This window comes from Paraburkholderia sp. BL23I1N1 (genome assembly GCF_003610295.1).
In the GTDB taxonomy this organism is placed as follows: Bacteria; Pseudomonadota; Gammaproteobacteria; order Burkholderiales; family Burkholderiaceae; genus Paraburkholderia.
In genome coordinates, this window is record NZ_RAPV01000001.1 from 946,745 (window position 1) to 971,475 (window position 24,731).

20 protein-coding genes and 1 tRNA gene are annotated in these 24,731 nt (G+C 62.2%); 12 read left to right on the forward strand and 9 right to left on the reverse strand.

What is annotated here, in order from left to right; translation table 11 throughout:
• The first annotated feature begins 19 nt into the window (after window positions 1-19).
• Window positions 20-532 carry a GNAT family N-acetyltransferase gene (locus B0G76_RS04565; protein WP_120290445.1) on the forward strand — a complete coding sequence of 171 codons (513 nt, stop codon included), beginning with the start codon at window positions 20-22 and terminating at the stop codon, window positions 530-532.
• Window positions 533-619: 87 nt separating this feature from the next.
• On the opposite strand, the gene B0G76_RS04570 is transcribed toward B0G76_RS04565, so the two are convergent.
• Genes B0G76_RS04570 through B0G76_RS04580 form a run of 3 tightly spaced genes read right to left on the reverse strand, consistent with a single transcriptional unit; the run spans window position 620 to window position 2,563 of the window.
• The gene (locus B0G76_RS04570) at window positions 620-1,504 is read right to left on the reverse strand and encodes a cytochrome c oxidase assembly protein (protein ID WP_120290447.1); all 885 of its coding nucleotides are present in this window, start codon (window positions 1,502-1,504) and stop codon (window positions 620-622) included.
• 9 nt (window positions 1,505-1,513) lie between these two features.
• Window positions 1,514-1,975, reverse strand: a complete 462-nt coding sequence (locus tag B0G76_RS04575; protein ID WP_120290449.1) for a copper chaperone PCu(A)C — start codon at window positions 1,973-1,975, stop codon at window positions 1,514-1,516.
• A gap of 18 nt (window positions 1,976-1,993) precedes the next feature.
• Window positions 1,994-2,563 (reverse strand): SCO family protein, encoded by a 570-nt coding sequence (locus tag B0G76_RS04580; RefSeq protein WP_120290451.1) that lies wholly within the window; start codon window positions 2,561-2,563, stop codon window positions 1,994-1,996.
• Window positions 2,564-3,035: 472 nt separating this feature from the next.
• Between B0G76_RS04580 and otsB the strand changes: the two genes are divergently transcribed.
• Window positions 3,036-3,785 carry a trehalose-phosphatase gene (gene otsB, locus B0G76_RS04585; protein ID WP_120290453.1) on the forward strand — a complete coding sequence of 250 codons (750 nt, stop codon included), beginning with the start codon at window positions 3,036-3,038 and terminating at the stop codon, window positions 3,783-3,785.
• Between the two features lie 67 nt (window positions 3,786-3,852).
• Window positions 3,853-5,313 carry an alpha,alpha-trehalose-phosphate synthase (UDP-forming) gene (gene otsA, locus B0G76_RS04590; protein ID WP_120296199.1) on the forward strand — a complete coding sequence of 487 codons (1,461 nt, stop codon included), beginning with the start codon at window positions 3,853-3,855 and terminating at the stop codon, window positions 5,311-5,313.
• A 109-nt stretch (window positions 5,314-5,422) separates the two neighbouring features.
• Here the strand turns inward: otsA and B0G76_RS04595 are convergent, their stop codons facing one another.
• Entirely contained in the window at window positions 5,423-7,258 is a 1,836-nt protein-coding gene (locus tag B0G76_RS04595) for an ABC transporter ATP-binding protein (protein WP_120290455.1), read from the reverse strand.
• Between the two features lie 33 nt (window positions 7,259-7,291).
• Between B0G76_RS04595 and B0G76_RS04600 the strand changes: the two genes are divergently transcribed.
• The 4 genes from B0G76_RS04600 to B0G76_RS04615 all read left to right on the forward strand — a co-directional run bounded on the left by B0G76_RS04600 (window position 7,292) and on the right by B0G76_RS04615 (window position 10,767).
• Window positions 7,292-7,489 carry a hypothetical protein gene (locus B0G76_RS04600; RefSeq protein ID WP_147394004.1) on the forward strand — a complete coding sequence of 66 codons (198 nt, stop codon included), beginning with the start codon at window positions 7,292-7,294 and terminating at the stop codon, window positions 7,487-7,489.
• 462 nt (window positions 7,490-7,951) lie between these two features.
• Entirely contained in the window at window positions 7,952-9,016 is a 1,065-nt protein-coding gene (locus tag B0G76_RS04605) for a glycosyltransferase family 4 protein (protein WP_120290459.1), read from the forward strand.
• Window positions 9,017-9,312: 296 nt separating this feature from the next.
• Window positions 9,313-10,158: a hypothetical protein gene (locus tag B0G76_RS04610; RefSeq protein ID WP_120296200.1), complete on the forward strand. Its 846-nt coding sequence runs from the start codon at window positions 9,313-9,315 to the stop codon at window positions 10,156-10,158.
• Between the two features lie 144 nt (window positions 10,159-10,302).
• Complete coding sequence (locus B0G76_RS04615) at window positions 10,303-10,767, forward strand: DUF2214 family protein (protein WP_120290461.1); 465 nt, start codon at window positions 10,303-10,305, stop codon at window positions 10,765-10,767.
• A gap of 189 nt (window positions 10,768-10,956) precedes the next feature.
• Here B0G76_RS04615 and B0G76_RS04620 read toward each other — a convergent pair whose 3' ends face one another.
• The 5 genes from B0G76_RS04620 to B0G76_RS04640 all read right to left on the reverse strand — a co-directional run bounded on the left by B0G76_RS04620 (window position 10,957) and on the right by B0G76_RS04640 (window position 15,567).
• Window positions 10,957-12,831, reverse strand: coding sequence for an ABC transporter ATP-binding protein (locus tag B0G76_RS04620; protein WP_120296201.1), 1,875 nt, complete (start codon window positions 12,829-12,831; stop codon window positions 10,957-10,959).
• Window positions 12,832-13,322: 491 nt separating this feature from the next.
• Window positions 13,323-13,397: transfer RNA gene (locus B0G76_RS04625), tRNA-Val, on the reverse strand.
• A gap of 48 nt (window positions 13,398-13,445) precedes the next feature.
• A complete protein-coding gene (dnaQ, locus tag B0G76_RS04630) occupies window positions 13,446-14,180 on the reverse strand; it encodes a DNA polymerase III subunit epsilon (protein ID WP_120290463.1) in 735 nt (244 codons plus the stop codon).
• A gap of 92 nt (window positions 14,181-14,272) precedes the next feature.
• The gene (gene rnhA, locus B0G76_RS04635; RefSeq protein WP_120290465.1) at window positions 14,273-14,719 is read right to left on the reverse strand and encodes a ribonuclease HI; all 447 of its coding nucleotides are present in this window, start codon (window positions 14,717-14,719) and stop codon (window positions 14,273-14,275) included.
• Window positions 14,716-15,567: a class I SAM-dependent methyltransferase gene (locus tag B0G76_RS04640; protein WP_120290467.1), complete on the reverse strand. Its 852-nt coding sequence runs from the start codon at window positions 15,565-15,567 to the stop codon at window positions 14,716-14,718. The genes rnhA and B0G76_RS04640 overlap by 4 nt, the downstream gene beginning before the upstream one ends.
• Window positions 15,568-15,586: 19 nt before the next feature.
• Here B0G76_RS04640 and gloB point away from each other — a divergent pair, with 19 nt between their 5' ends.
• From gloB to carB, 5 genes are all read left to right on the forward strand, one after another.
• A complete protein-coding gene (gloB, locus tag B0G76_RS04645; protein ID WP_120290469.1) occupies window positions 15,587-16,378 on the forward strand; it encodes a hydroxyacylglutathione hydrolase in 792 nt (263 codons plus the stop codon).
• Between the two features lie 157 nt (window positions 16,379-16,535).
• Window positions 16,536-18,230, forward strand: a complete 1,695-nt coding sequence (locus tag B0G76_RS04650; RefSeq protein WP_120290471.1) for a transglycosylase SLT domain-containing protein — start codon at window positions 16,536-16,538, stop codon at window positions 18,228-18,230.
• 202 nt (window positions 18,231-18,432) lie between these two features.
• Window positions 18,433-19,674 (forward strand): nitrate/nitrite transporter, encoded by a 1,242-nt coding sequence (locus B0G76_RS04655; RefSeq protein WP_120296202.1) that lies wholly within the window; start codon window positions 18,433-18,435, stop codon window positions 19,672-19,674.
• A 428-nt stretch (window positions 19,675-20,102) separates the two neighbouring features.
• Entirely contained in the window at window positions 20,103-21,257 is a 1,155-nt protein-coding gene (carA, locus tag B0G76_RS04660) for a glutamine-hydrolyzing carbamoyl-phosphate synthase small subunit (protein WP_120290473.1), read from the forward strand.
• Between the two features lie 164 nt (window positions 21,258-21,421).
• Window positions 21,422-24,676 (forward strand): carbamoyl-phosphate synthase large subunit, encoded by a 3,255-nt coding sequence (carB, locus tag B0G76_RS04665; protein WP_120290475.1) that lies wholly within the window; start codon window positions 21,422-21,424, stop codon window positions 24,674-24,676.
• The last annotated feature ends 55 nt before the right edge of the window (window positions 24,677-24,731 follow it).

Here is a 24,731-nt window from a genome sequence, read left to right on the forward strand (position 1 = left end):
CTTCCTTTGAAGACCTTTCATGACCGAACCGCAGCAAACCGCCGCCACGCGACTGGCGCAACTCGAATGGCACTGGAAAGCGTTTGACGACCTCACGACCGCCGAAGTCTACGCGATGCTCGCCGCTCGCAGCGCGGTGTTCGTCGTCGAACAGAACTGTGTGTATGGCGATATCGACGGGCTCGATTCAGATGCCTGGCATCTGTTTGCTTATGGTGCCTGTGGTGCCTATGGCCCCGGTGAAAAGAACCCGCCGCTTGCGGGCTATCTGCGCGTGCTACTGCCGGACGCCGACGACACTGATATCCGTATCGGCCGCGTACTGACAACAGCGGCATTCCGCGACATCGGTCTCGGCAACGCGATGCTCGAACGCTCTCTCACGCATATCCGGGCGCAGTGGCCCGGTACGCCGATTCGCTTGCATGCGCAGGCCCATCTGCAAGGGTTCTATGGTGCATTCGGCTTTACGCCGGTGTCGGAGATTCACGAAGAAGACGGCATCCCGCATGTGTGGATGCGTTCGGCCTGACCCAGGCTCAGGCTGCAACCGGACTCGGCGCGTGCGCGCGCCGGCCGGCTTTGAACTCCGCGACTTCAATTCAATCGATTCAAAATTTCAGCGGTGGCTGCTTGCAGGCGCTGTTGCGGTCTGCGCCAAGCCTTGCGTCGCTTTTGCGCGCCGTTCGCCGCGCAGACGTCCGCGTGCCGACAGCCGCATCCAGTGACGCAACGCCACCAGCGCGCCGATCACGCTCATCATCGAGCCCGGAATCCACAGCAATAGTCCGCCGATCTGCTGATCGCGCATCGGGCTTAGCCACGTGAAGGCGCGGCCGCAGATCGAGTAGATCGGGTATAGCTCGCGCGGCGTAAAAAAGATAAACGCGCCGAGCATGATCTGCGGCGGAATCGCGGCGATCACGACCAGTACGCGCTTACCGGGCGACAGACGCGCCGGCGGCGCGGGCCGCGGATCGAGTACGAGCCACCAGAACAGCAGACCGTCGATCACCATGCTCCAGTTCATTACGCGATAGAGCCGCCAGTCGAGCATCGCCACGAAATGAATCGGCGACATCAGCCAGAAGTAGATCAGCCCGACGAACAACGTGACCGCCACCACCGGATGCATCACCACGTCGAGCAGCTTGCGGATCACCGGGGTCTCCAGTGCGGGTCGCACAAAACGCTGCCGCCAGCCGAATGGAATGCCGGCGCGCAACGCGGCGCCCGGATAGGACAGTGCGATAAAGAACGGCCCGAGGTGATGCAGCACCAGATGCTGCGCGCGATGCATGAAGAACTCATGCTCGAAGAAATAGTCGAGCCGCGTATGCAGCGCGACATACAACGCGACCAGGCCGAACCAGAAGGAAATGCGCCGGAGAATCGACACCTTCGCCTTGTGCGCGCCGCGCACGAAAAGAATCGCCGGCACCAGCAAGGCAATGACGACGGTCGGCGAAAACTCCCAGGGGTCGAGCCAGTAGAGCAGGTTCATCGCGAGGCGTTACTTGGTCCGGGCGGGCGACTTGACGACGAACGGCGTATCGAGCGTTTCGCCGTCGGAGAACTTCAGCGTCAGATGCACGGTGTCGCCCAGCGCGACCTTGTGCTTCGCGTCTTCAAGCATGACGTGATAGCCGCCTGGCGCAATCGCCACCTGGCCGTGCGCGGGCACCGTCAATTTGTCGACCATCACCATCTTTTGCGTCGAGCCGTTCGACACGGTTTGATGCAGCATCGCGTCGCCGTAGTCGTTGCTGGAAATATCGACGAGGTCGACCGGCTTGTCGCTCGCGTTCATGAGCGTCACGTAGCCGGCGGCGGGGAGGTTGTTCGGCAGCCAACGCACCCACGCGTCTTTGACACTGATCGCGTTAGGACCGGCGGCAAACGCGGCCGAAGCGAAACCGAACGAGAGGGCGAGAGTGCAGCTGAGTGCGGCGAGCGTTTTGATTTTGACGGACATGAATGAACTCGGGAAAGGTCAGGAACGGTCATCAATGATACGGCGCAGGTCTTGCGCGATCGCATCAGGCGTATCGTGATCGGTGGCGAGCAGGCGCGCGTGGCCCTGCTGATCGAACACGTAGACGGCCGAGCTATGGGTGACTTCGTAATTGCCGTTGGGATCGCGTTTTTCCATCTGATAGGCGACCCGGTAACGCTTGGCGAGCGACTCGATCTGCCAGTCGCTGCCGGTCAGGCCTTCGGCGTGCTGTGAGTCGAAGGCGCCGACGTAGTCATGCAAGGCTTTGGGCGTGTCGCGTGCCGGATCGACGGTGATGAACAGGATGCGCACTTTTTGCGCGTCCGGGCCGAGTTTGCCGAGAACCTGCATCAGGCGGCCCATCGTTTCAGGGCAAACGTCCGGACAATGCGTATAGCCAAAGTAGACGAGCGACGTGCGGCCTTTGAACGACTCACCGGTGACGGCGCGGCCGTCGTCGCCGGTCAGCGTGAAATCGAGTTCCGGCAAGTGGCCGGTCACGTCGGTCAACTGGAACGGTTCGGCGCGATGCGTGCAGCCGCTCAGCGCGCCGAGCACGCCCACCATGACCGCCAGCGCGACCCGGCGCCCGGGCCATGGTCGGCGTAGCGTGGTGAGGTTCGGCTGGTGACGGGGCGAGATGATGGGGAACAAAGCAGGATTCAATGACTCGATTGAAGAGCGGTGCGTGACGCTGCCCGTAAATGTCCGCGGCGTGGTTCGTGCAAAGCGCGTGGCCCGTGATGGTGTACAAATAGGAGCATCACGTCGAGGGTCCGCGTGGCTGCGACTGTATCCCAAAATCTCCGATGACGTCGCGCAACGCCCGCGGGCGCGCCGTTTGCGAGGCAATTTGACGCAGGCAACTGAAAGCGGGTTGAAGCCGGATTGTTCTCCTTTTGAACGCAATCGCGAGCGGCATCGGCGGTGCGGCCCGACCAGGCTTGTGTCCCGGCTTACTTTCTCGAAAAATTGACGGATGCGCGGTAAGATGCGCACACTTTTCCGGCCGCAGAAGGCTGAAAGGCAAAATTAACCGATGCAAGCACTTCCGGCTGTTCTGTCTCCTGGTGAGACCGCATTTTTCTTCGATTTCGACGGCACGCTCGTTGAACTCGCGCCCACGCCGGACGGCGTGCTGGTGCAACCGCGTGTGATCGGTTTGCTGACCGAGTTGCGCAGTCTCACGAATGGCGCGGTCGCGATTGTGTCGGGCCGCGGTATTGACAGCATCGACGCTTTTCTTGGCATGCCCGATCTGCCGATCGCCGGTCTGCATGGCGCCGAGCGGCGCGACGCGAACGGTGACACGCAGCGCATCGGTTTTCACGACGAGCGGCTGTTGCGCATGGAGCAGGTGCTCGCGCAGGTCGTCAACGAGCATCCCGGCATGCTGCTCGAGATCAAAGGCGCGGCGCTGGCGCTGCACTACCGCAACGCACCCGACCGCGAGCCGGTGGCGCGCGAGGCGACCGAGCGGCTGGTTGCCGATTACCCGGGCTCCTATGTGTTGCAGTCGGGCAAGATGGTCTACGAAATCAAACCGAAGGATGTCGACAAGGGCCGCGCGATGCGCGCGTTCCTGGAAGAGCCGCCGTTCGTCGGCCGCACGCCGGTGTTTGCCGGCGACGATCTGACCGACGAGAAAGGCTTTGCCGTCGTCAACGAGCGTGGCGGCCTGTCGATCAAGGTGGGCGCGGGCGATACGATGGCGCATACGCGCCTCGAGTCGGTCACGGCGCTGCTCGACTGGCTGGAATCGATTGTCGCTGCCGCGCGCCGAGCGTGATGGTGATGCCGCCCGTGACGCTCCTTCGCCCAACGACCATGACTTACTGCATCGGGAATCGCGCTTCATGAGCCGACTGATCATCGTATCGAACCGGGTTGCACCGATCTCGGAGGGCGGCCCGGCGGCGGGCGGTCTGGCGGTCGGCGTGTATGACGCGCTGAAGGAAACCGGCGGCATGTGGTTCGGCTGGAGCGGCGACGTGCTTAGTTCCGGCCAGCCGCAGATCAAGGTGGAAGAGCGCGGCCCCGTGACCTTCGCGACCATCGCGCTGATGCGCCGCGACTACGACCAGTACTACCGCGGCTTCTCGAACGCCACGCTATGGCCCGCGTTCCACTATCGTGCCGATCTGCTGCAATACGACCGGCACGATTTTGAAGGTTATTGCCGCGTCAATGCGTGGCTCGCCCAGCAACTCGTGCCGCTATTGCGCGAAGACGACGTGATCTGGGTTCACGACTACCACCTGATTCCGTTCGCCCGGGCGTTGCGCGCGGCCGGCGTGAAAAATCGCATTGGCTTCTTTCTGCATATTCCGTTTCCGGCTTCGCAGGTGTTGCTGGCGGTGCCGCCGCATCGCGAGCTGGTCGAGGCGCTCTGTTCGTTCGATTTGCTCGGTTTCCAGACCGCGCCGGATTTACGGGCGTTCTGCGATTACATCGTCAACGAGGCGAACGGCACGGTCGACGTGGCGGCCGGCGGCCCGCTGACTATCCATGCGTTCGGTCGCACCTTGCGCGCAGCGGCTTATCCGATTGGCGTCTATCCGGACGAAATCGCCGAGCTTGCGAAAGCGGGCGAGCGGGGCAAACCGGTGCGCACGATGAAGACGGCGCTGCATTCCCGCAAGCTGATCATGAGCGTGGACCGCCTCGATTATTCGAAGGGGCTGGTTGAGCGCTTCCGCGCGTTCGAGCGGCTGCTTGAACATGCCACCGCGCAACGCAACAACGTGTCGTTCCTGCAAATCGCACCGCCCACGCGCGCCGACATGCATGCGTATCAGGACATCCGCTTGCAGCTCGAAGGCGAGTCGGGGCGTATCAATGGCCGCTTCGCCGAGCTGGACTGGACGCCGATCCTGTACATCCACAAGCAGTACGAACGCTCGGTGCTGGCCGCGCTGTTTCGCACGGCGCATGTCGGCTACGTCACGCCGTTGCGCGATGGCATGAACCTCGTTGCCAAGGAGTACGTATCGGCACAGGATCCGGAGAATCCGGGCGTGCTCGTGCTGTCGCGCTTTGCCGGCGCCGCGCAGGAACTGGAAGGTGCGTTGATCGTGAATCCGGTCGATATCGACGGGATGGCCGAGGCGCTCGCGCGCGCGCTGGAGATGCCGCTTGCGGAGCGCCAGGCGCGTTATCGCGACATGATGGTGCAGCTGCGCGAGAACAACGTGTCGGTGTGGCGCGATAACTTCATGCGCGATCTTCAGAGCGCACAGGGTGCGAAGAGCGTCAGAACCGTGAAGGTGCGTGCCGGGTCGGGCAAGAAGGTGGTGCGCGAAACCACCGCCGGATAGACGGCTATCCTATTTATCAGGGCGGATTTCAACTCGCCCGGAAAACAGAAAAGCCGCTCAAAAGCGGCTTTTCTGTTTGTTGCTGGCGTAGCAGTGGGCGGCGCGTTGCTTAGACCACGTGCTGCTCATCCACTTTCTTGCCGCCGACGTGCAGCGTCGTGCCCTTTCCGTACTGCTTCGAGAGCAGATCGCGATACAGGCCCGGCCGCAGGCGCAACTCTTCCGGCGTGCCGTCGTCGATCACCTTGCCGGCGCTCATCACGATGATCCGGTCGAAGTTGTTCAGCGTCGACAACCGGTGCGCGATGGCGATCACCGTGCGGCCCACCATCAGCCGGTCAAGCGCTTTCTGGATCGCTTCTTCCGATGCGCTGTCGAGCGCCGAAGTGGCTTCGTCGAGCAACAGGATCGGCGCGTTCTTCAGGATCGCGCGCGCAATCGCGATGCGTTGGCGCTGTCCGCCGGACAGCTTCACGCCGCGGTCGCCGACGATCGTGTCGAATCCTTCCGGCATGGCTTCGATGAAATCGCTGCAGCGGGCTTCGCGCGCGGCCGCGACCACTTCGTCACGGCTCGCTTCAGGGCGACCGTAGGCGATGTTTTCGTACACTGAGCGATGAAACAGCGAGATATCCTGCGGCACCAACGCAATCGCGTGGCGCAGGCTGTCCTGAGTGATGGCGGCGATGTCCTGGCCGTCGATCTTGATTGCGCCGCCCTGCGTCTCGTAGAAACGCTGCAGCAGCGCCAGCACGGTGGATTTGCCCGCGCCCGACTTGCCGATCAGACCGACCCGCTGGCCCGGTTCGATATGCAGATCGAAGTGATCGAGAATCGGCCGGCGGCGCGGGTAGGCGAACGTCACGGCTTCGAAATCGACCCGGCCGCCTTGCGGCACGAGCTCGGTGGCGCCGTCGCGGTCCGGCATGCCGTGCGGTTCGAGCAGGGTGCGAACGGCTTCCGCGAGCCGGGCGACGTGCTGCGTGACGTCGACCAGCGCCACCGCCAGATCGCGCGTGCCGTGCAGGATCGTGAAGCCGAGCGAGCTGACCAGCACGATATCGCCAGAGGTCGCCTTGCCCTGATCCCACAGCCACAGCGCCCAGCCCAGCAAGCCCGCCGACAGCAGCGCGGTGATCACCGCATGCAGAAGGCGCAGCTTTTCCAGATAAAGCAGGCTCTGCTGGCGCGCTTCCATTTCCGCTTTGACGGTCGCGCCGAAACGCTGCTGTTCGCGAAACGTCATGCCGAAGGCGCGCACGAGGCCCATGTTGCTGATCACGTCGACCAGTTCACCGTCCACCGACGCGGCTTTGGTAGCGAAGTGGTGATGCCGCGCCGAGCCGCGCCCGGCAAGCTTGTAAAGCACGACCGACAGAATGGCCGAGCACAGCATCAGGCCGCCCGCCATCAGCGGATTCACGGCGGTGATCATGACGATCGCGCCAAGCACCGCGATACACGGCGGCAGCACATTCCAGGCGGTGGTGTTTTCCGCGGTGTAGACCGCATTCGAGGTTGCCGTGATGCGGCTCGCCAGCATGCCCGGCTGTTTCTCCGAGTAGTAAGTTGGCGAATGGCCGCTCAGGTACTGGAACAGGTCGCGCCGCAAGTCGCCGGTCACGGCCACGAACGTGTGCGCGGCAACCCAGCCGCCGACCCGCCACAGCAAGTTGTCGGCGGCGATCAGGCCGACCAGGATGGCGAACGCGCCCCACAGCGGACCGGGATGATGCCGGCCTTCGCCGAGCACGTCGATCAGATGCTTGATCGCGTATTGCGAAGCGAGCGCACAGCCCACGGCCGCAAACACGCTGCACAGGACAATCGCATGCGCGAGCGGATGGCGGCGAATAAAGCGGAAAAGAAACGCAAGCGGCCTATGCGCATAGCTCGCGAGCTTTGCGTTCTGGGCATTACGCTGGGCGATGGTTAAGTGTTCCAATTGATCGTGAGGTCGGTGTGTTTCAGGTTGTGCATGCAAGGCATGGGCCACGGCAAAAAAGCGTTTGCCGCGAAGCCGATGCTTCGCATTGTAAACATGCAAAAGCGATTGCGCCCCGTGTATCCGGGCGATGGCGCGACTGATTTCGCGATAGACGACCGCAACCTACTATTGCTCGACCCGCCGACGGCGTGGTGGTTCACACAGGTTGCGGACTATTTCGGGATATAATTACAAACTGCATTCAACTGCGGCGCGGCATTACTTCAACGTTGCCGGTAAAGTTGACATGGAAGCTTACAGCTGCCGACGTCGGGTCAGCGTTGCAAGCCATTTGCTACTCTAGAACTGTCTTATAAAACAAGGGTTTGTAAAGTGTTTCGCCTTTGTAACAACGTAAAGACTTTGAAATGTTGTGGTGCAGCAAAGCGCCCGGCATCGATAATGCATGCTCTGTTGGCCCATCGAAATATCTGACAGTTTGTCAACGTAGGTGCCTGGTGTGCGTTTACCGGCACATGCGCAGACAGCGAACTGCTGATCTGGGCTCACTACCCAAGCGATCCATCGCAGGATTTCTCGAAAGAATCAGGCCCGCGCCGGCATATCCGGCCAGACTGCCCTGGCGAGCAAGCGAGTCGCTTTTACCCAACGCAGTACTTTTGCCTGATTTTTTACGAGGAGTTCTTCACTATGCGAATCGCTCAAATCGCTCCCTTGCACGAGGCGGTTCCGCCCAAGCTTTACGGTGGTACGGAACGCGTGGTGTCCTACCTGACCGAAGCGCTGGTCGAACAAGGTCATGACGTCACGCTTTTCGCAAGCGGCGATTCGCAAACCTCGGCGAAACTCGAAGCTTTCTGGCCGCAGGCGCTGCGCCTCGACCCGACCATCCGCGACGTGATGGCGCCGCACATGTTGCTGCTCGAAGAAGTGCGCCGCCGCGCGGACGAATTCGACGTGCTGCATTTCCACATCGATTACTACCCGTTCTCGCTGTTTGCCCGCCAGCCGGTGCCGTTCGTGACCACGCTGCACGGCCGTCTCGATCTGCCGGAACTGCAACCGATCTTCAACACGTTCAGCGACGTGCCGGTGGTGTCGATTTCCGACAATCAGCGCATCCCGCTGCAACAGGCGAACTGGCTGCAGACCGTTTATCACGGCCTGCCGGAAAACGTGCTCACGCCGATCAAGGACGTCGAGCCGGGCTACCTCGCATTCCTCGGCCGCGTCTCGCCGGAGAAGGGCCTCGACCGCGCGATCCGCATCGCCGGCCAGGCGGGCATGAAGCTCAAGGTCGCCGCAAAGATCGACAAGGCCGACCGTGCCTATTACGAAGAAGTGATCAAGCCGCTGATGGCGCTCCCGCACGTCGAATACATTGGCGAAATCGGCGAAGCCGAAAAGCGTGAGTTTCTCGGCAACGCGCATGCACTGGTGTTCCCGATCGACTGGCCGGAGCCGTTCGGCCTGGTAATGATCGAAGCCATGGCGTGCGGTACGCCGGTCGTCGCGTTCAACCGCGGTTCGGTGCCGGAAGTGATCGAAAACGGCGTGTCGGGTTTCGTTGTGGAAGACGAAATCAGCGCGGTTGCCGCTGTGAAGCGTCTGCACACGCTGCCGCGCGCCAAGGTGCGTGCGGCGTTCGAATCGCGTTTCTCGTCGAAGGTGATGGCACGGAATTACGTCGCCACCTACGAAGAACTGCTGCGTCAGAAGCATCGCACGGTGCTGCGCGAAGTCAACGCCGGCTAATGCACGGTAAGCGCAGTCAGTAAATGTAGTCGGGCCGGCTTGCCGGAGCGCTTTCGGCGCCTCAGCTAGGCGCCCCCAGCTAGGCGCCCCCAGCGATCAGATCGTCTGGCTGCACCCCAGCAACGCCCCGCGGGCATCTCGTCCGCGGGGCGTTGTTGCATAAGCGCCGCGTTTTTGCCTGTGTGCGGTAAAAAGTGCGGTCTTGGGGCCGGCAAGCACGAGCCTATCTCCGTAATATCCCTATAATGGCCGTGCCGCAAATTTGGCTGCGGCGCCGCCGACGACAGGAGGATGCCTTGGCGAGAACGAAAGAGACGCGTGCGAACGCGGCGCCCGGCGCCGGAACGATTTTCGCGCTGCGCGCCGTCGGTCTCGTGCTCCTCGCTCGCTGGCTTTTTTCGATGGCGCAGATGGACCTGGGCGCGTCGCTGTCGGCCATGGTGTCCTCGCCGTGGGCGTGCATCAATCTGGTGTTCCTGTTCCTGCTGATCTTCCTGCCCGGCGCGCGCGCCGGGGCCGAGCGTCCGTTTCATCCGCTGCCGCAATGGCTGCGGCAGGCGCTGCGCCTGTTTGCGTTCCTTGGATTCCTGTTTGCGGTCTGGTCGGTTGGCGCGTTTGCAGCGAGCGCCGGTTGGCGGCGCGCCGCGCAGGCGGTGGCTGCTACCAACGGCTGGCTGTTGGCTGCGCCGGCGTTGTATGCGGCGGTCGTGTGGATTTGCCGGCCGCGTGCATTGTGGCGAACCAATATCGCCGCGCGGCGCTTCGCGATTGGGCGCTATGCGGTCGCGCTCGATCCGGCCACCCGCACGGTGGTCGTCTGGGCCGAGCGTCGCAAGGTGGGACAGTACGACGCGCGCGAATTGTCCGTGCGATGGGCGGCAGCCCCGGGTGTGAACGCACCGCCGACGCCTACTCCGGTGGTGGCGTTCGGTGTCGCGGGCGAACCGGATGGGCCTGCTGCACCGGTCGGCGCGCCTGCGTTGGCTCGTGGTACCTTCGGCCGACGTCCGAAAATCGAATTGCTGTGGGATTCGCCGGCTGCCGCGGGCCACAATCGGCAAACCGTGTTCCGCACCGCGCTGACTACCGAGGGCGATCGGGTCGCCGCGCGTGCGCTCGACACATCGTTGCGGCAAGTCTGAATCCGTCGCTTTGTGCAGTCGACCACACGCGGCCGAAGCAGGCATCGTAAAGTAAGGGGTAGTCGGTCATAAGAAGTGCCACCCGGTGTTCAGTGGGTGGGTGAGACATACATCGATCGTATTGCGCCGTTTTCAGGAGTCGCTATGCTGGTTCGCTGGTTGCTTGCCGCCATTCATCTGCTCGCTTATGGCTTTGCCCTCGCCTCGATTCTCCGGCGCACCTGGTCACTGCGGCGAGCCAGCGTGCCCGCTGCGTTGCGATCCGTATTCCGTTCCGACGCGCGCTGGGGCATTTCGGCGTTGGTGTTGATCGTCACCGGCCTGATGCGCGCCTTCGGTGGTTACGAAAAGAGCGCTGACTACTACCTTCATGAGCCGCTCTTTCACGTCAAGATGACGCTGCTCGTGCTGATCCTTATCCTCGAAGTCCCGTCGATGCTCGGCCTGATGCGCTGGCGTGCCTCAATCAGAAACGGCACCCCGCCTGATTTGCGAAAAGCGCGCACGTATGCGCGTTTCAGCGTGATCCAGACGGTGCTGCTGGTGTTGATGGTGTTCGCGGCTACCGGTATGGCGCGCGGTGTCGGGCTGCCCGCGGGCGTGGTTTAGTCGCGCGTTGAGGTGCCGGCCGGCTCGTCGCATTGGCTCGCGATAGGCCGAGGCAAGTCGCGGTGCCGTGAGGTCATGCGTGCACCGCCGCGCGCACGCTCGCCTGGCCAAATCAAAGGACGTGCGGAACCCAGCAGAACCGCCGCTTGCCGACGGCTTCTGCATGACGTCCCGCACGCCTACAGCGCTTTACTCGACCACCAGGTTTGAATCATCGAGCCGATTCGCTTTCGCGCTATCGGCCTTCGGCATGACTTCCGAGTCGCCCAAACCCTTGATCAACTCCAGCGCCTGACGTTCGAATAACCGCCTGTACAGGCCGTTCTCGAGTCTGATCAACGCTTCGTGACTGCCTTCCTCGATCACCTTGCCCTTGTCCAGCACCAGCAGCCTGTCCAGCGCTCGCACGGTGGAAAGACGGTGCGCCACCACCAGTGTCGTGCGGCCCATCATCAGCCGTTCCATGGCGTGCTGGATCAACACTTCGCTTTCACTGTCGAGGCTCGAGGTCGCTTCGTCCAGAATCAGGATCGGTGCGTCCGCGAGAAACGCCCGCGCGATCGCCACGCGCTGACGCTCGCCACCCGATAGCTTGATGCCGCGTTCGCCTACCAGCGTGTCGTAACCGTGCGGCAGCCTCGCGATAAAGTCGTGCGCACTCGCGAGCTTTGCGGCGCGCTCGATCTCGGCACGGCTTGCATCGGGCCGCGCATACGCGATGTTCTCCGCCAGCGAGCGGTGAAACAGTACCGGCTCCTGCTGAACGATCGCGATCTGGCTGCGCAATGACGTCTGCCGCACACGGGCGATGTCCTGACCGTCGATCGTGATCCGGCCTTCCGAAATGTCGTACAGCCGCTGGATCAGCTTGATGAAGGTCGTCTTTCCGGAACCCGAATGCCCGACTAGCCCGACGCGCTCCCCCGGTGCGATCCGCACAGAGAAGTTGTCATAGAGCGGCGTGGCTTTCGCGCCGTAGTGAAAGGTGACGTGCTCGAAGCGAATCTCGCCCTTGCCGATTGCGATCGGGCCCGCGCCGGGTCGATCTTCAATACCCAAAGCTTGACTCTCCAGCGACACCAGCTCTTCCATATCGTTGACCGAGCGTTGCAGGTTGCGAATGTGCATGCCCACATCGCGCAGATAGCCTTGCAGCATGAAGAACATCGTCAGCGCGAACGTGATGTCGCCGACGCTCGCTTCGCCGCGCGCCCACAACAGCAACGCGACGCCGAGAATGGCGGCCTGGATTGTCACCAGCATGCCGCCTTGCAAGCCGCCGTTGATCGTGCCGCGGATCCACGTGCGGCGCGTGCGATGACGCCACTTGACGATCACACGGTCGAGCAGGCGCTCTTCGCGCGCTTCGGCGCCGAACGCTTTCACCACGCCGTTGCAGCTGACTGCATCGGCGAGGGCGCCGCCCATGCGTGTGTCCCAGGCGTTAGCGAGGCGTGCGGCGGGCGCAACGAAGCCGAGCGACAGGGCCACAGTCACCGCGATATACAACACCGAACCGATACCGACCACCGCGCCCATCATCGGCCAGCGCCAGCCGAGCAGCAGCGTTGCGCCGACCAGCATGACCAGCGACGGCAACAACGCGACCAGCAGCGTGTCGTTGAGCAGATCGAGCGCCCACATGCCGCGCGTGATCTTGCGCACCGTGGAGCCGGCGAAACTGTTGGCGTGCCAGTCCGTCGAAAAGCGTTGCACGCGATGAAACGCGTTCGCGGCGATCTCGCTCATCATCTTGAGCGTCAACCTGATGAGATTGAAGAACACGCCCTGGCGAAGCAGCGTGGCGCCGAGCCCGAGCGCGCCCAGCACGCAGAAGGCCGTGATCGCAGCATTCCATGCGACGGCGTCGCCGGCCGAGCCGGATGCGATCGCATCGACGAGCCGTCCGGCGAACAATGGCGTGAGGACATCGGCTAATGCCGAGAGCAGCACCAGCGCGCTAATCGCGAAGATGCGCCAAGGCTGTTTGGCCCAGTGTACGAAGGTGAAGCCGAGGACGTTCTTGAAGGCTTGTCCGCGAAAGTCGAGTTTTTTTCTGGTCATTTGCCACGACCCGGTGGCGCGTGAGCGCACCGAGGTTCCAGTCAGAAGCGAAAGGACGAGACAGTCAAGCAAGCCGAAATATATCGACAAGGATGCCGGCAATGAGACTACGGACTGTCTGGGATTTGCGCGGATGCCTGTTCAGGCAGAACCGCGTGAGCGACAACGCGACGAATTTAAGGTCGCGAGAATGGTCGTGAGACCATCCCAGGGAGGTCGATATGCACTGCGAACATGTGACGCCTCCCTATAGCCGAATGAGGTGGAGAAATGGACGGGGCGAATGCCCGAGAACTGACTATATCAGCAGTATTTGGCGACTGCAATTATACGAAAGTTCGGTGTTGACTTTGAAATGGAGCAGGCGACTGTGCGTATTAACGTGTTTGCACCTGAGTGATCAATCCACCGTGTGCGTGCAAAACGCGAAGCAAAAACAAAAAAGCCCTCAACTTACGTTCGAGGGCTTTCTCTTTCGGGTCACGCGAATCTGGTGGGTGGTACAGGGATTGAACCTGTGACCCCTGCCGTGTGAAGGCAGTGCTCTACCGCTGAGCTAACCACCCGAAGAGAGCCGAATTATGTCAGGGATTTTTCGACTCGTCTAGTACTTTTTAAGCGGTTTGCTCATCCGCGGCGGCCGTGGGATCGAGGCGCCACACGCTCGTTCCTTTGACCGCTTTGTCTAGGCCGTCGAGCACGGCCTGATGTTCGGCGACTTCGTCGTCGCTCGCGGCAATCACGACCAGATTCAGCGAGTCGATCGCGATGCGCGGCGCGTGCGCGTCGCCACTGCCATGCGAATCGCCGAGCATGTCGATGACAAGGCTTTCCTGGCCGCGTGTCATCGCCAGATACACCTCGGCGAGCAGTTCCGAGTCGAGCAGTGCGCCGTGCAGCGTGCGGTGCGCGTTGCTGATGCCGAAGCGGTCGCACAGCGCGTCGAGCGAATTGCGCTTGCCCGGGAACATCTGCTTGGCGCGCGCGAGGGTATCGATGATCTCGCCGCAATACGTTTTCACCGGCGGCAAACCCAGCAGCGCAAATTCGGCATCGAGAAAGCCGATGTCGAACGGCGCGTTGTGAATGATCAGTTCCGCGTCCTGAATGAAGTCGCGAATCTGATCGGCAATCTCGGCGAATTTCGGCTTGTCACTCAGGAACTCGGTGGTCAGCCCGTGAACGGCCAGTGCCCCCGGATCGCTGTCGCGTTCGGGGTTGATGTAGAAATGCAGGTTGTTGCCCGTGAGCCGGCGGTTCACCATTTCGACGCAACCGAGTTCAAGGATCCGGTCGCCGGTTCGTGCATTCAGGCCGGTGGTTTCGGTGTCGAGGATGAGTTGACGCATGTCGGATTAGCCTGCTCTAAAAAAATCAGCAAAAAAGAAGGGCGCGCACGTTGGTGCCGCTGCGGGCTTCACAGCACGCATGACACCGCGCATCACATTGCCGCGAGTGACGCGACGCCGCGATTGGCCAGTTGATCCGCGCGTTCGTTTTCCGGGTGGCCGTTGTGGCCGCGCACCCAGCGCCATTCGATCTCGTGCTGAGCGACGAGTGCATCGAGCCGCTTCCAGAGATCGGCATTCTTCACCGGCTGCTTCGCAGCAGTGATCCAGCCTTTTTTCTTCCAGCCGTGAATCCATTCGCTGATGCCTTTCTGCACGTACTGCGAGTCGGTGTGCACGACGGCCTTGCAGGGACGCTTGAGCGCTTCGAGCGCGGCGATCACGCCCATCAGTTCCATGCGATTGTTGGTGGTGTTGGGTTCACCGCCGAACAGTTCTTTTTCCTGGTCGCCGAAGCGCAGCAGCGCGCCCCAGCCACCGGGGCCGGGATTGCCCTTGCAGGCGCCGTCGGTATAAATATCGATGATGTCGGAAGTCATTGAGTGTGATTGCGTGTGTTCGGGGTGGCGGCGGGCGCGAGGCCCGCGGCGAGGACAGGTTTCTTCACTTTCAGCGGACCGACGAGGCGCATGCCGGGCACGCGCTTGATCGCCTTGATCATGTAGGTGGCGCCGAAAATCGGCCACCAGCGGTCGCCGGCGGCTTCCATGAAACCATAGCGGGACAGCCATTGTTCGCTACCAAGCGGCGGACGATAGCAGCCGAAGCGCCCGCGTTCAAGGTCGAAACCCAATAGTTTGATCCAGTCTTTCAGCCGCGTGAAGGCTATCAGATCGACTGCCGAGGGCACGAACGGGCGGCCGGTCATCTTGCCGACCGATTGGCGCGCGCCCCACAGCGACAACGAATTGAAGCCGAGAATGATCAGTTGGCCCTCGGGCATCAGCACGCGTTCGGCTTCGCGCAGCAGCCGGTGTGGGTCGCTCGTGAATTCCAGCGTATGCGGCATGACGATCAGGTCGACGCTTTGTGCTTCGAACGGCAGATCGAGCAGGTCGCACCAGACGGTGCTACGCCCGGCCGGCGCAGGCAAACCCGTCGGCGAACCTTGCACGGCGCCGCTGCCCAGACCATTCCCGGCGCGCCCCGGACCGCGCGGAAACGTGTAGGGCGCGCTCGCGCCGCTTGCCGCGTCGAGCACGAGCCCGCGGCACGGCATGCGGTTTTCGCGCAAGGCGTCGAGCTGCGGCAGGCCGAGTTGCAGCGCATGGTAGCCGAACACATCGGACACCACGCGATCGAGCTGGGTCTGTTCCCACTCAAGCACGTAGCGGCCGGGCGGCGAATCGGTCCAGGCAGGCCAGTCTATAATTGCTCGATCAGTCATATCAGAGAATGCGTCGCCTATGAATGCGCTCGAGTACGTACCGGTCCCGGCGTTTGAAGACAATTACATCTGGGTCGTTTCCGACGGGCAGCACGCAGTCGTTGTCGATCCGGGTGAGGCCGCCCCCGTGCGCGCCTATCTGGCGAAACGGGGTTGGCGGCTGAGCGCTATTTTACTCACGCACCATCACCAAGACCATGTCGGTGGCGTGGCCGATCTGCTGAGCGGCCACGCCGTTCCCGTGTATGGCCCCGCCGGTGAAGCGATCCAGCATCTCACACATCGTCTCAAAAACGGCGATCACGTGACGATTGCAGCGCCAGCACTCGAACTCGACGTGCTCGACGTGCCCGGTCACACGAGCGGGCATATCGCCTATTTTCAGGCGGCCGACCCGCGCGGCACGCCGCACGTGTTTTGTGGCGACACGCTGTTCGCGTGCGGCTGCGGCCGGTTGTTCGAAGGGACGCCCACGCAGATGCTGGCCTCGCTGGATTCGCTTGCCGCGCTCCCGGGCGCGACCGAGGTGCACTGTGCACACGAGTACACGTTGTCGAACATCCGCTTCGCGCTTGCCTGCGAGCCGGGTAATGCCGAACTGCAGGCCTGGCGTGACAGGGCGAGCGAATTGCGCGCGCGTCATGTGCCGACGCTGCCCACCACCATCGCCCACGAGCGTGCCGTGAATCCATTTTTGCGCGCCGGCAATCCGGCGATTCAATCAAGCTTGCAAGAGCAGTTGCACGAAAAGGTGCCCGATCGTTTAACGGCATTTACGCTGATGCGCGAATGGAAGAACCGCTTCCGTTGACCCGATCGTCATCAGGGTATTCCTCACGCGAAGAATCGCAAAAATTCGCCAAGCCCTAGATTTCCTTGATTTTTTTCGTCATTTTCCGATTGACGTAAACGTTGCCGTTTCGTACTATCGGCTGCAAATTCCAGCCCTTGTGGAAGCCGAGACGTTCATGCGATTTATCTTTAGTGCGTTGTTGGTCCTGACACTCGCCGCTTGCGCGAGTCAGGGACCGGCGACGAATAGCTCTACCACCGCAACAAACCCCGCCAGTCAGCAAGCCGTAGCCGACGCCCTTCGCAAGACAGCCACCGCCAAAGAGACGATCAACGTCGACCAAGGCTCGGTCAATCAACTGACGAGCGCGGACGCCGATCTCTGGGGCCGTATTCGCCGTGGTTTTCAAATGCCGGATCTGCAAACCGACCTCGTCGACATGCAGGTCAACTGGTATGCGCAGCGCCCGGACTACGTGCAGCGCATGACCGAGCGCTCGCAGAAATATCTGTACCACATCGTCGAAGAGCTCGAAGCGCGTCACATGCCGACCGAGCTCGCCTTGCTTCCGTTCATCGAATCCGCGTATAGCCCTCAGGCCTTGTCGGTGGCGAAGGCGGCCGGCATGTGGCAGTTCATGCCGGGCACGGGCCGCACCTACAACCTCAAGCAGAACATGTGGCAGGACGAGCGCCGCGACGTGCTGGCCTCGACCAGCGCCGCGCTCGACTATCTGTCGCGTCTGCATGACATGTTCGGCGACTGGCAGCTGGCGCTCGCCGCCTACAACTGGGGCGAGGGCAACGTGCAGCGCGCAATCGCGCGCAACGAGGCGGCGGGGCTGCCTACCGACTACCTCAGCCTGCGCATGCCGAACGAGACGCGCAACTACGTGCCCAAGCTGCAGGCGGTGAAGAATATCGTGATGAACCCGCAGATGTACGGGCTCACGCTGCCGTCGATTCCGAACCACCCGTATTTCGTCACGGTCACGACCTCGCACGACATCGACGTGGACATGGCGGCGAAACTCGCGAATCTTTCCACGGATGAATTCCGCTCGCTGAACCCGTCGTTCAGAAAGCCGGTGATTCTCGGCGCCACCCAGCCGCAAATTCTGCTGCCGTTCGACAACGCGAGCGCGTTCGAACGCAATCTGAAGACGTACTCCGGTTCGCTGTCGTCGTGGACCACGTACACGGTCACCGAGCGTGCGGCGCCGGCGGCGATCGCCCAAAAGATCGGTGTCGACGCCGACACGTTGATGGAAGTGAACAAGATTCCGGTCGGCATGCGCCTGAAGCCGGGCTCGACGATCGTGGTGCCGCGCGGTTCGGACGACGACGAAGACATCAGCGCCGACGTCGCCGAAAGCGCGGTGCTGGCGATGGAGCCCGATGTCCCCGACACCCGCAAGATGCTGATCCGAGTGCGCCGCAATCAATCGATGGCCGCCATCGCGGTGCGTTACGGCGTCTCGGTCGGTCAGTTGAAGGCGTGGAATCGCACGCATCGCGATCAGGTCTCGCGTGGCCAGGTGATCGTGCTGCACGTGCCGGTTGGCAAGTCGATGCCGAGCGAACCGGGTCCCGAGCGCATCGCGACCGACGTGCAGGGCGGCGGCGTCGAGAAGATCGGCACCCGCGTCGCAGACACGAAGAGCGATTCGCGCTACGATAAGAAAAAGGGTCGTGGCCACTCCGCCGTGGTGAAAGTGTCCGAGCCGGTGGGTAAAGCCAGCAAGCCGACAACGTCCAGCGCCAGCAAGGACAAGGTGACAAAGGTGTCGGCTTCCACGTCCAGCAAGTCGTCGAAGGCTGCGGCGGATAGCCGCCAGAAGACCGCGGCCAACGCGAAGAAGGGTAAGTAGACCAAAAAGCGGCTCCCACGGTAGTGACCACATGCGTTGCGGGGGCAGCGCATGAATTGCGCTCCGATCACCCACCGTGTTATTCCGACGCCGTCACCTCTGGTGACGGCGTTTTTCATTCTGCAGATCAATGCAGGCGAAGTTCACGCTTTTCATTTATCTTTCGTGCTTAGGCCAAAGTCGGCCGCTCATTTCAAAGCTCATGTCGTCAACCCAGTTGCGCGTTTTTCTCCTGTTTTCCGTCGGTTACTTCGTTTCTTACGTGTTTCGCGGCGTCAATCTCGGTTTTGCACCCTTCATCACGCACGAACTCAGCTTGTCGGCCACGGATCTCGGATTGCTGACCAGTCTGTATTTTCTCGGCTTCGCGGGTGCGCAGATTCCGGCCGGTGTGTTGCTCGACCACTTCGGCGCGCGCCGGGTGACGGCGGTCACCTTGCTATTTGCGGCGCTGGGAATCTGGGTGTTCGGCGCCGCGCGCAGCGTCGGCATGATGATGGTTGGGCGCCTGCTGATCGGCGTCGGTGTGTCCGTGTGTCTCGGCGCCGCCTTCAAAGCGTTGGCCCAGCATTTCGCATCGGCACGGCTGCCGCTAATGAACGGGCTGGTGATGGCGATCGGCGGTTTCGGCGGCGTGATGGTCGGCTCGCCGCTCACGTGGGTGCTGAGTTTCGCAAGTTGGCGTTCGGTCTGTATCGGCTTGGGTCTGCTAACGGTGCTGGTGGCGGTGGCGCAGTGGACTCTGGTGCCGGAGACAAAGGAAACCCACCATCAAGCGAGTATCGGCGCCCAGTTCAAAGGCACGTTGCATATCCTGAGGAGCGCGGCGTTCTGGAAAATCGCGTCATTTTCAGTGCTGACGCAAGGCGTGTTCTACGCGATGCAATCGCTTTGGGTCGGCGCCTGGTTGCGCGACGTGCAGGGCTTCGCGCCGCGTGAAGCCGCCGCGCTGGTGTCGATTCTCGGTTTCGCGATGATGGCTGGCTGCGTGGGCTTCGGCGCGGCAGCGCGCAGCCTGGAGCGGCGCGGCATCTCGCTGTACGTGTTTTGCGGTGTCGGCATGGCGCTGTTCGTGGTCACGCAATTGCTGATCATGTTCAGCGCGCCATTGCCTGCAAGCCTGCTTTGGGCGGCGTACGGGATCTTTGGCGGTACCGGGATTCTCAGTTATGCGGTGATGGCGCGGCATTTCCCGGCGCAGATGATCGGCCGGGTGAATACCACGCTGACGCTGATCATTTTTTTGCTGATTTTCGGCTTCCAGGTTGGCGTCGGCGCGGTGCTGTCGCGCTGGCCGGCCACTGACGGACACTATCCGGCGCCCGCGCATCTGACTGCCTGGGGCATTCTGGTGGGGTTGCAGGTGCTGAGCGCGATCTGGTACGTCTTGCCCAGCCGCACGCGGCATCAGCCGCTGCATGTGCACGCCGAACAGCAGGTTTAAGGCTGGCGAGCAGGGGGCACGGGATGGCGTCATATTTACCGACCCTATCCCGATTCTGGCCCGCGCAAATTGGGTCCGGCGGCCTCGGAGCCTTGCGCAGCAAAGCTTGGATCCGTTTTGGATCGTGCTCCGCTCCGCTGACTCCCCTGCTCGGATTTGGCGGGAAGGGGTGTTTCGCGCTATAATTCCAAGGTTTGAGCTTATCAACCCGCACCCTAGCGCCTACCTCTCCCATACCGTTCATCCGCCGCGCGCTTTTGACGCCCCGCACCCCAGCCGATCCGTCCACACAATGGACCCATCGGGCCCCTTGCGACGTCATAAGCAGTACGCGAGCGAGTCTGCGCGCGCATCCTGCCGATGCGTTTCGCTGCGGCTCGCAGTCGGATAGACAGGTCGGCAACAGGGTGTTCCCCAAGGAGTCTCCCGTGTTGCCGTCATTTTCTCCCGCTCTGCTCGCGCTCGCCGACGGCACGGTCTTTCGTGGTTACTCGATCGGCGCCCCCGGGCATACGATCGGCGAAGTCGTGTTCAACACCGCTATCACCGGCTATCAGGAAATCCTGACCGACCCGAGCTACGCGCGCCAGATCGTGACCCTCACGTATCCGCATATCGGCAACGTCGGCGTGAATGCCGAAGACGTCGAAGCCACGAAAGTCCATGCCGCCGGCCTGATCATCCGTGATCTGCCGGTTCTCGCGTCGAACTTCCGCATGGAGCGCACGCTCCCGCAATACCTGAAAGACGAAGGCGTGGTTGCCATCGCCGGTCTCGACACCCGTATGCTGACGCGCGTTCTGCGCGACAAGGGCGCGCAGAACGGTGCCATTCTGGCCGGCTCGGATGACGAGGCGAAGGCAATCGAACTCGCGCGCTCGTTCCCGGGTTTGTCGGGCATGGACCTCGCGAAGGTCGTGTCCACGAAGGAAACGTATGAATGGACCCAGACCGAGTGGCGTCTGGGCTCCGGCTACGGCACGCAGAACGCGCCGAAGTACCGCGTGGTCGCGTTCGATTACGGCGTCAAGTACAACATCCTGCGCATGCTGGCCGAGCGCGGTTGTCACGTCACCGTGCTGCCGGCACAAGCCTCCGCGGCTGACGCGCTGGCGCTCAATCCGGACGGCATCTTCCTGTCGAACGGCCCCGGCGATCCGGAGCCGTGCGACTACGCGATTCGCGCCACCAAAGAGTTGATCGAGCGCGGCATCCCAACCTTCGGCATCTGCCTTGGCCACCAGATCATGGGCCTCGCCGTCGGCGCCAAGACCATGAAGATGAAGACGGGCCACCACGGCGCGAATCATCCGGTGAAGGATCTGGACGATGGCCGTGTGGTCATCACGTCGCAGAACCACGGTTTCGCGGTCGACGCCGACACGCTGCCGGCCAATGCCAAGGTCACGCACATCTCGCTGTTCGACGGCACGCTGCAAGGCTTCGCGCTGACCGACAAGCCGGCGTTCTGCTTCCAGGGCCACCCGGAAGCGTCGCCCGGTCCGCACGACATCGCCTATCTGTTCGATCGCTTCACGGCGTTGATGGACACGAAGAAGGCCGGCAAGACCGCAGCGGCTTAAAGGCTTCGGCAGCGATAGCTTGAAAGCGCCCCGGCGGCGCGCGGCTCGCAACGCGATTGGCGCACTCAGCGCACGCAAGGCGAGCCGCACACAACAGAGCGCGCGCAACGGTGAAACGACGCGCGCCGACGGAAAGAATTCAGGAATACATTAGCGAGAGCGTTATGCCCAAGCGGACAGATATCAAGAGCATCCTCATCATCGGCGCGGGTCCGATCATCATCGGCCAGGCGTGCGAGTTCGACTACTCGGGCGCGCAGGCATGCAAGGCGCTGCGTGAGGAAGGCTACAAGGTCATTCTCGTCAACAGCAATCCGGCGACGATCATGACCGACCCGAACACGGCCGACGTGACCTACATCGAGCCGATCACGTGGGAAGTGGTGGAGCGCATCATCGCCAAGGAGCGCCCGGACGCGATACTGCCGACCATGGGCGGCCAGACCGCGCTGAATTGCGCGCTGGATCTCCACGCGCATGGCGTGCTGGACAAGTACAAGGTCGAGCTGATCGGCGCCTCGCCGGAGGCGATCGACAAGGCGGAAGACCGCCAGAAGTTCAAAGACGCGATGACCAAGATCGGCCTCGGTTCGGCCAAATCGGGCACCGCGCATTCGATGGAAGAAGCACTGCAGGTGCAGGCCGACATCGCTGTGCAAACGGGCAGCGGCGGCTATCCGGTCGTGATCCGTCCGTCGTTCACGCTGGGTGGTTCGGGCGGCGGTATCGCCTACAACCGCGACGAATTCGAAGAGATCTGCAAGCGCGGCCTCGATCTGTCGCCCACGCGCGAACTGCTGATCGAAGAATCGCTGCTCGGCTGGAAAGAGTACGAGATGGAAGTGGTCCGCGATAAGAAGGACAACTGCATCATCGTGTGCTCGATCGAAAACCTGGACCCGATGGGCATCCACACCGGCGACTCGATCACCGTCGCGCCGGCGCAAACGCTGACCGACAAGGAATATCAGATCCTGCGTAACGCATCGCTCGCCGTGCTGCGCGAGATCGGTGTGGACACGGGCGGGTCGAACGTGCAGTTCTCGATCAATCCGGTCGATGGCCGGATGGTCGTGATCGAAATGAATCCGCGCGTGTCGCGCTCGTCGGCATTGGCGTCGAAAGCCACGGGCTTTCCGATCGCCAAGATCGCGGCGAAGCTCGCGGTCGGCTACTCGCTCGACGAGCTGAAGAACGAAATCACCGGCGGCCAGACCCCGGCGTCGTTCGAACCAACGATCGACTATGTCGTCACCAAGATCCCGCGTTTCGCGTTCGAGAAATTCCGCGAAGCCGATTCGCGCCTGACCACGCAGATGAAGTCGGTCGGCGAAGTAATGGCGATTGGCCGCACCTTCGAGGAATCGTTCCAGAAGGCGCTGCGCGGCCTGGAAGTGGGTGTGGACGGTCTGGATGAAAAGACCACTAGCCGCGACGAGATCATCCGCGAGATCGGCGAAGCCGGTCCGGATCGCATCTGGTACGTGGGTGACGCGTTCCGTATCGGCATGACGCAACAGGAAATCTTCGAAGAAACCTCGATCGACCCGTGGTTCCTCGCGCAGATCGAACAGATCATTCTGAAGGAAAAGGCGTTGGCCGGCCGTACGCTGGCGAGCCTGTCGAAGGAAGAGCTCAAGTACCTGAAGCAAAGCGGCTTCTCGGACCGCCGTTTGGCCAAGCTGCTCGGCGTGAAGCCGGCAGAGGTGCGCCAGCGCCGTATCGAGTTGAACGTGCGCCCGGTCTACAAGCGCGTCGACACGTGCGCGGCCGAGTTCGCCACGAAAACTGCCTACATGTACTCGACCTACGAGGAAGAGTGCGAAGCGAACCCCACGAACAACAAGAAGATCATGGTGCTGGGTGGCGGCCCGAACCGGATCGGCCAGGGTATCGAGTTCGACTACTGCTGCGTGCACGCCGCGCTCGCCATGCGCGAAGACGGCTACGAAACGATCATGGTCAACTGCAACCCTGAAACCGTTTCGACCGACTACGACACGTCCGATCGTCTGTACTTCGAATCGCTGACGCTCGAAGACGTGCTCGAAATCGTCGACAAGGAAAAGCCGGTCGGCGTGATCGTTCAGTACGGCGGTCAAACGCCGCTGAAGCTCGCGCTCGATCTGGAGGCGAACGGTGTGCCGATCGTCGGCACTTCGCCGGACATGATCGACGCCGCCGAAGACCGCGAGCGTTTCCAGAAGCTGCTGCAAGACCTCGGCCTGCGTCAGCCGCCGAACCGTACCGCGCGTGCCGAAGACGAAGCCCTGAAGCTCGCCGAGGAAATCGGCTATCCGCTGGTGGTGCGTCCGTCGTACGTGCTGGGCGGCCGCGCCATGGAAATCGTCCACGAGCCGCGCGACCTCGAGCGCTATATGCGCGAGGCCGTGAAGGTGTCGAACGATTCGCCGGTGCTGCTCGACCGCTTCCTCAACGACGCGATCGAGTGCGACGTGGATTGCATCTCCGATGGCGAAGCCGTGTTCATCGGCGGCGTGATGGAGCACATCGAACAGGCGGGCGTCCATTCGGGCGACTCGGCTTGCTCGTTGCCGCCGTACTCCCTGTCGAAAGAAACCATTGCCGAACTGAAGCGTCAGACCGGTGCAATGGCCAAGGCACTGAACGTGATCGGCCTGATGAACGTGCAGTTCGCGATCCAACAAGTGCCGCAGTCTGATGGCACGAAAGAAGACGTAATCTACGTGCTGGAAGTGAATCCGCGTGCATCACGCACGGTGCCGTACGTGTCGAAAGCGACCAGCCTGCCGCTCGCGAAGATCGCAGCGCGCGCCATGGTCGGCCAGAAGCTCGCTGATCAGGGTGTGACGAAGGAAATCGATCCGCCGTACTTCAGCGTGAAGGAAGCCGTGTTCCCGTTCGTCAAGTTCCCGGCAGTCGATCCGGTGCTCGGACCAGAAATGCGTTCGACCGGTGAAGTGATGGGCGTGGGCCAGACGTTCGGCGAAGCGTTGTTCAAGTCGCAACTCGCGGCCGGTTCGCGTCTGCCGGAGTCGGGCACGGTGCTGCTGACCGTGATGGACGCTGACAAGCCGAAGGCCGTCGAAGTCGCGCGCATGCTGCACGAACTCGGCTACCCGATTGTCGCGACCAAGGGCACGGCTGCCGCGATCGAAGCGGCCGGCGTGCCGGTCAAGGTCGTCAACAAGGTGAAAGACGGCCGTCCGCACATCGTCGACATGATCAAGAACGGCGAAATCGCGCTGGTCTTCACGACCGTCGACGAAACCCGTGCGGCGATCGCCGACTCGCGCTCGATCCGCATGAGCGCCCAGGCGAACAAGGTCACGTACTACACGACGATGTCCGGCGCACGGGCCGCAGTTGAAGGTTTGCGCTATTTGAAGAACCTGGAAGTCTATGATTTACAAGGCCTCCACGCTCGCCTAAACTAAGGCTTCGACTTCCTGTCCAAGATGTAAGTGCCGCGGTTAAGCGGCGTTCCGCAGG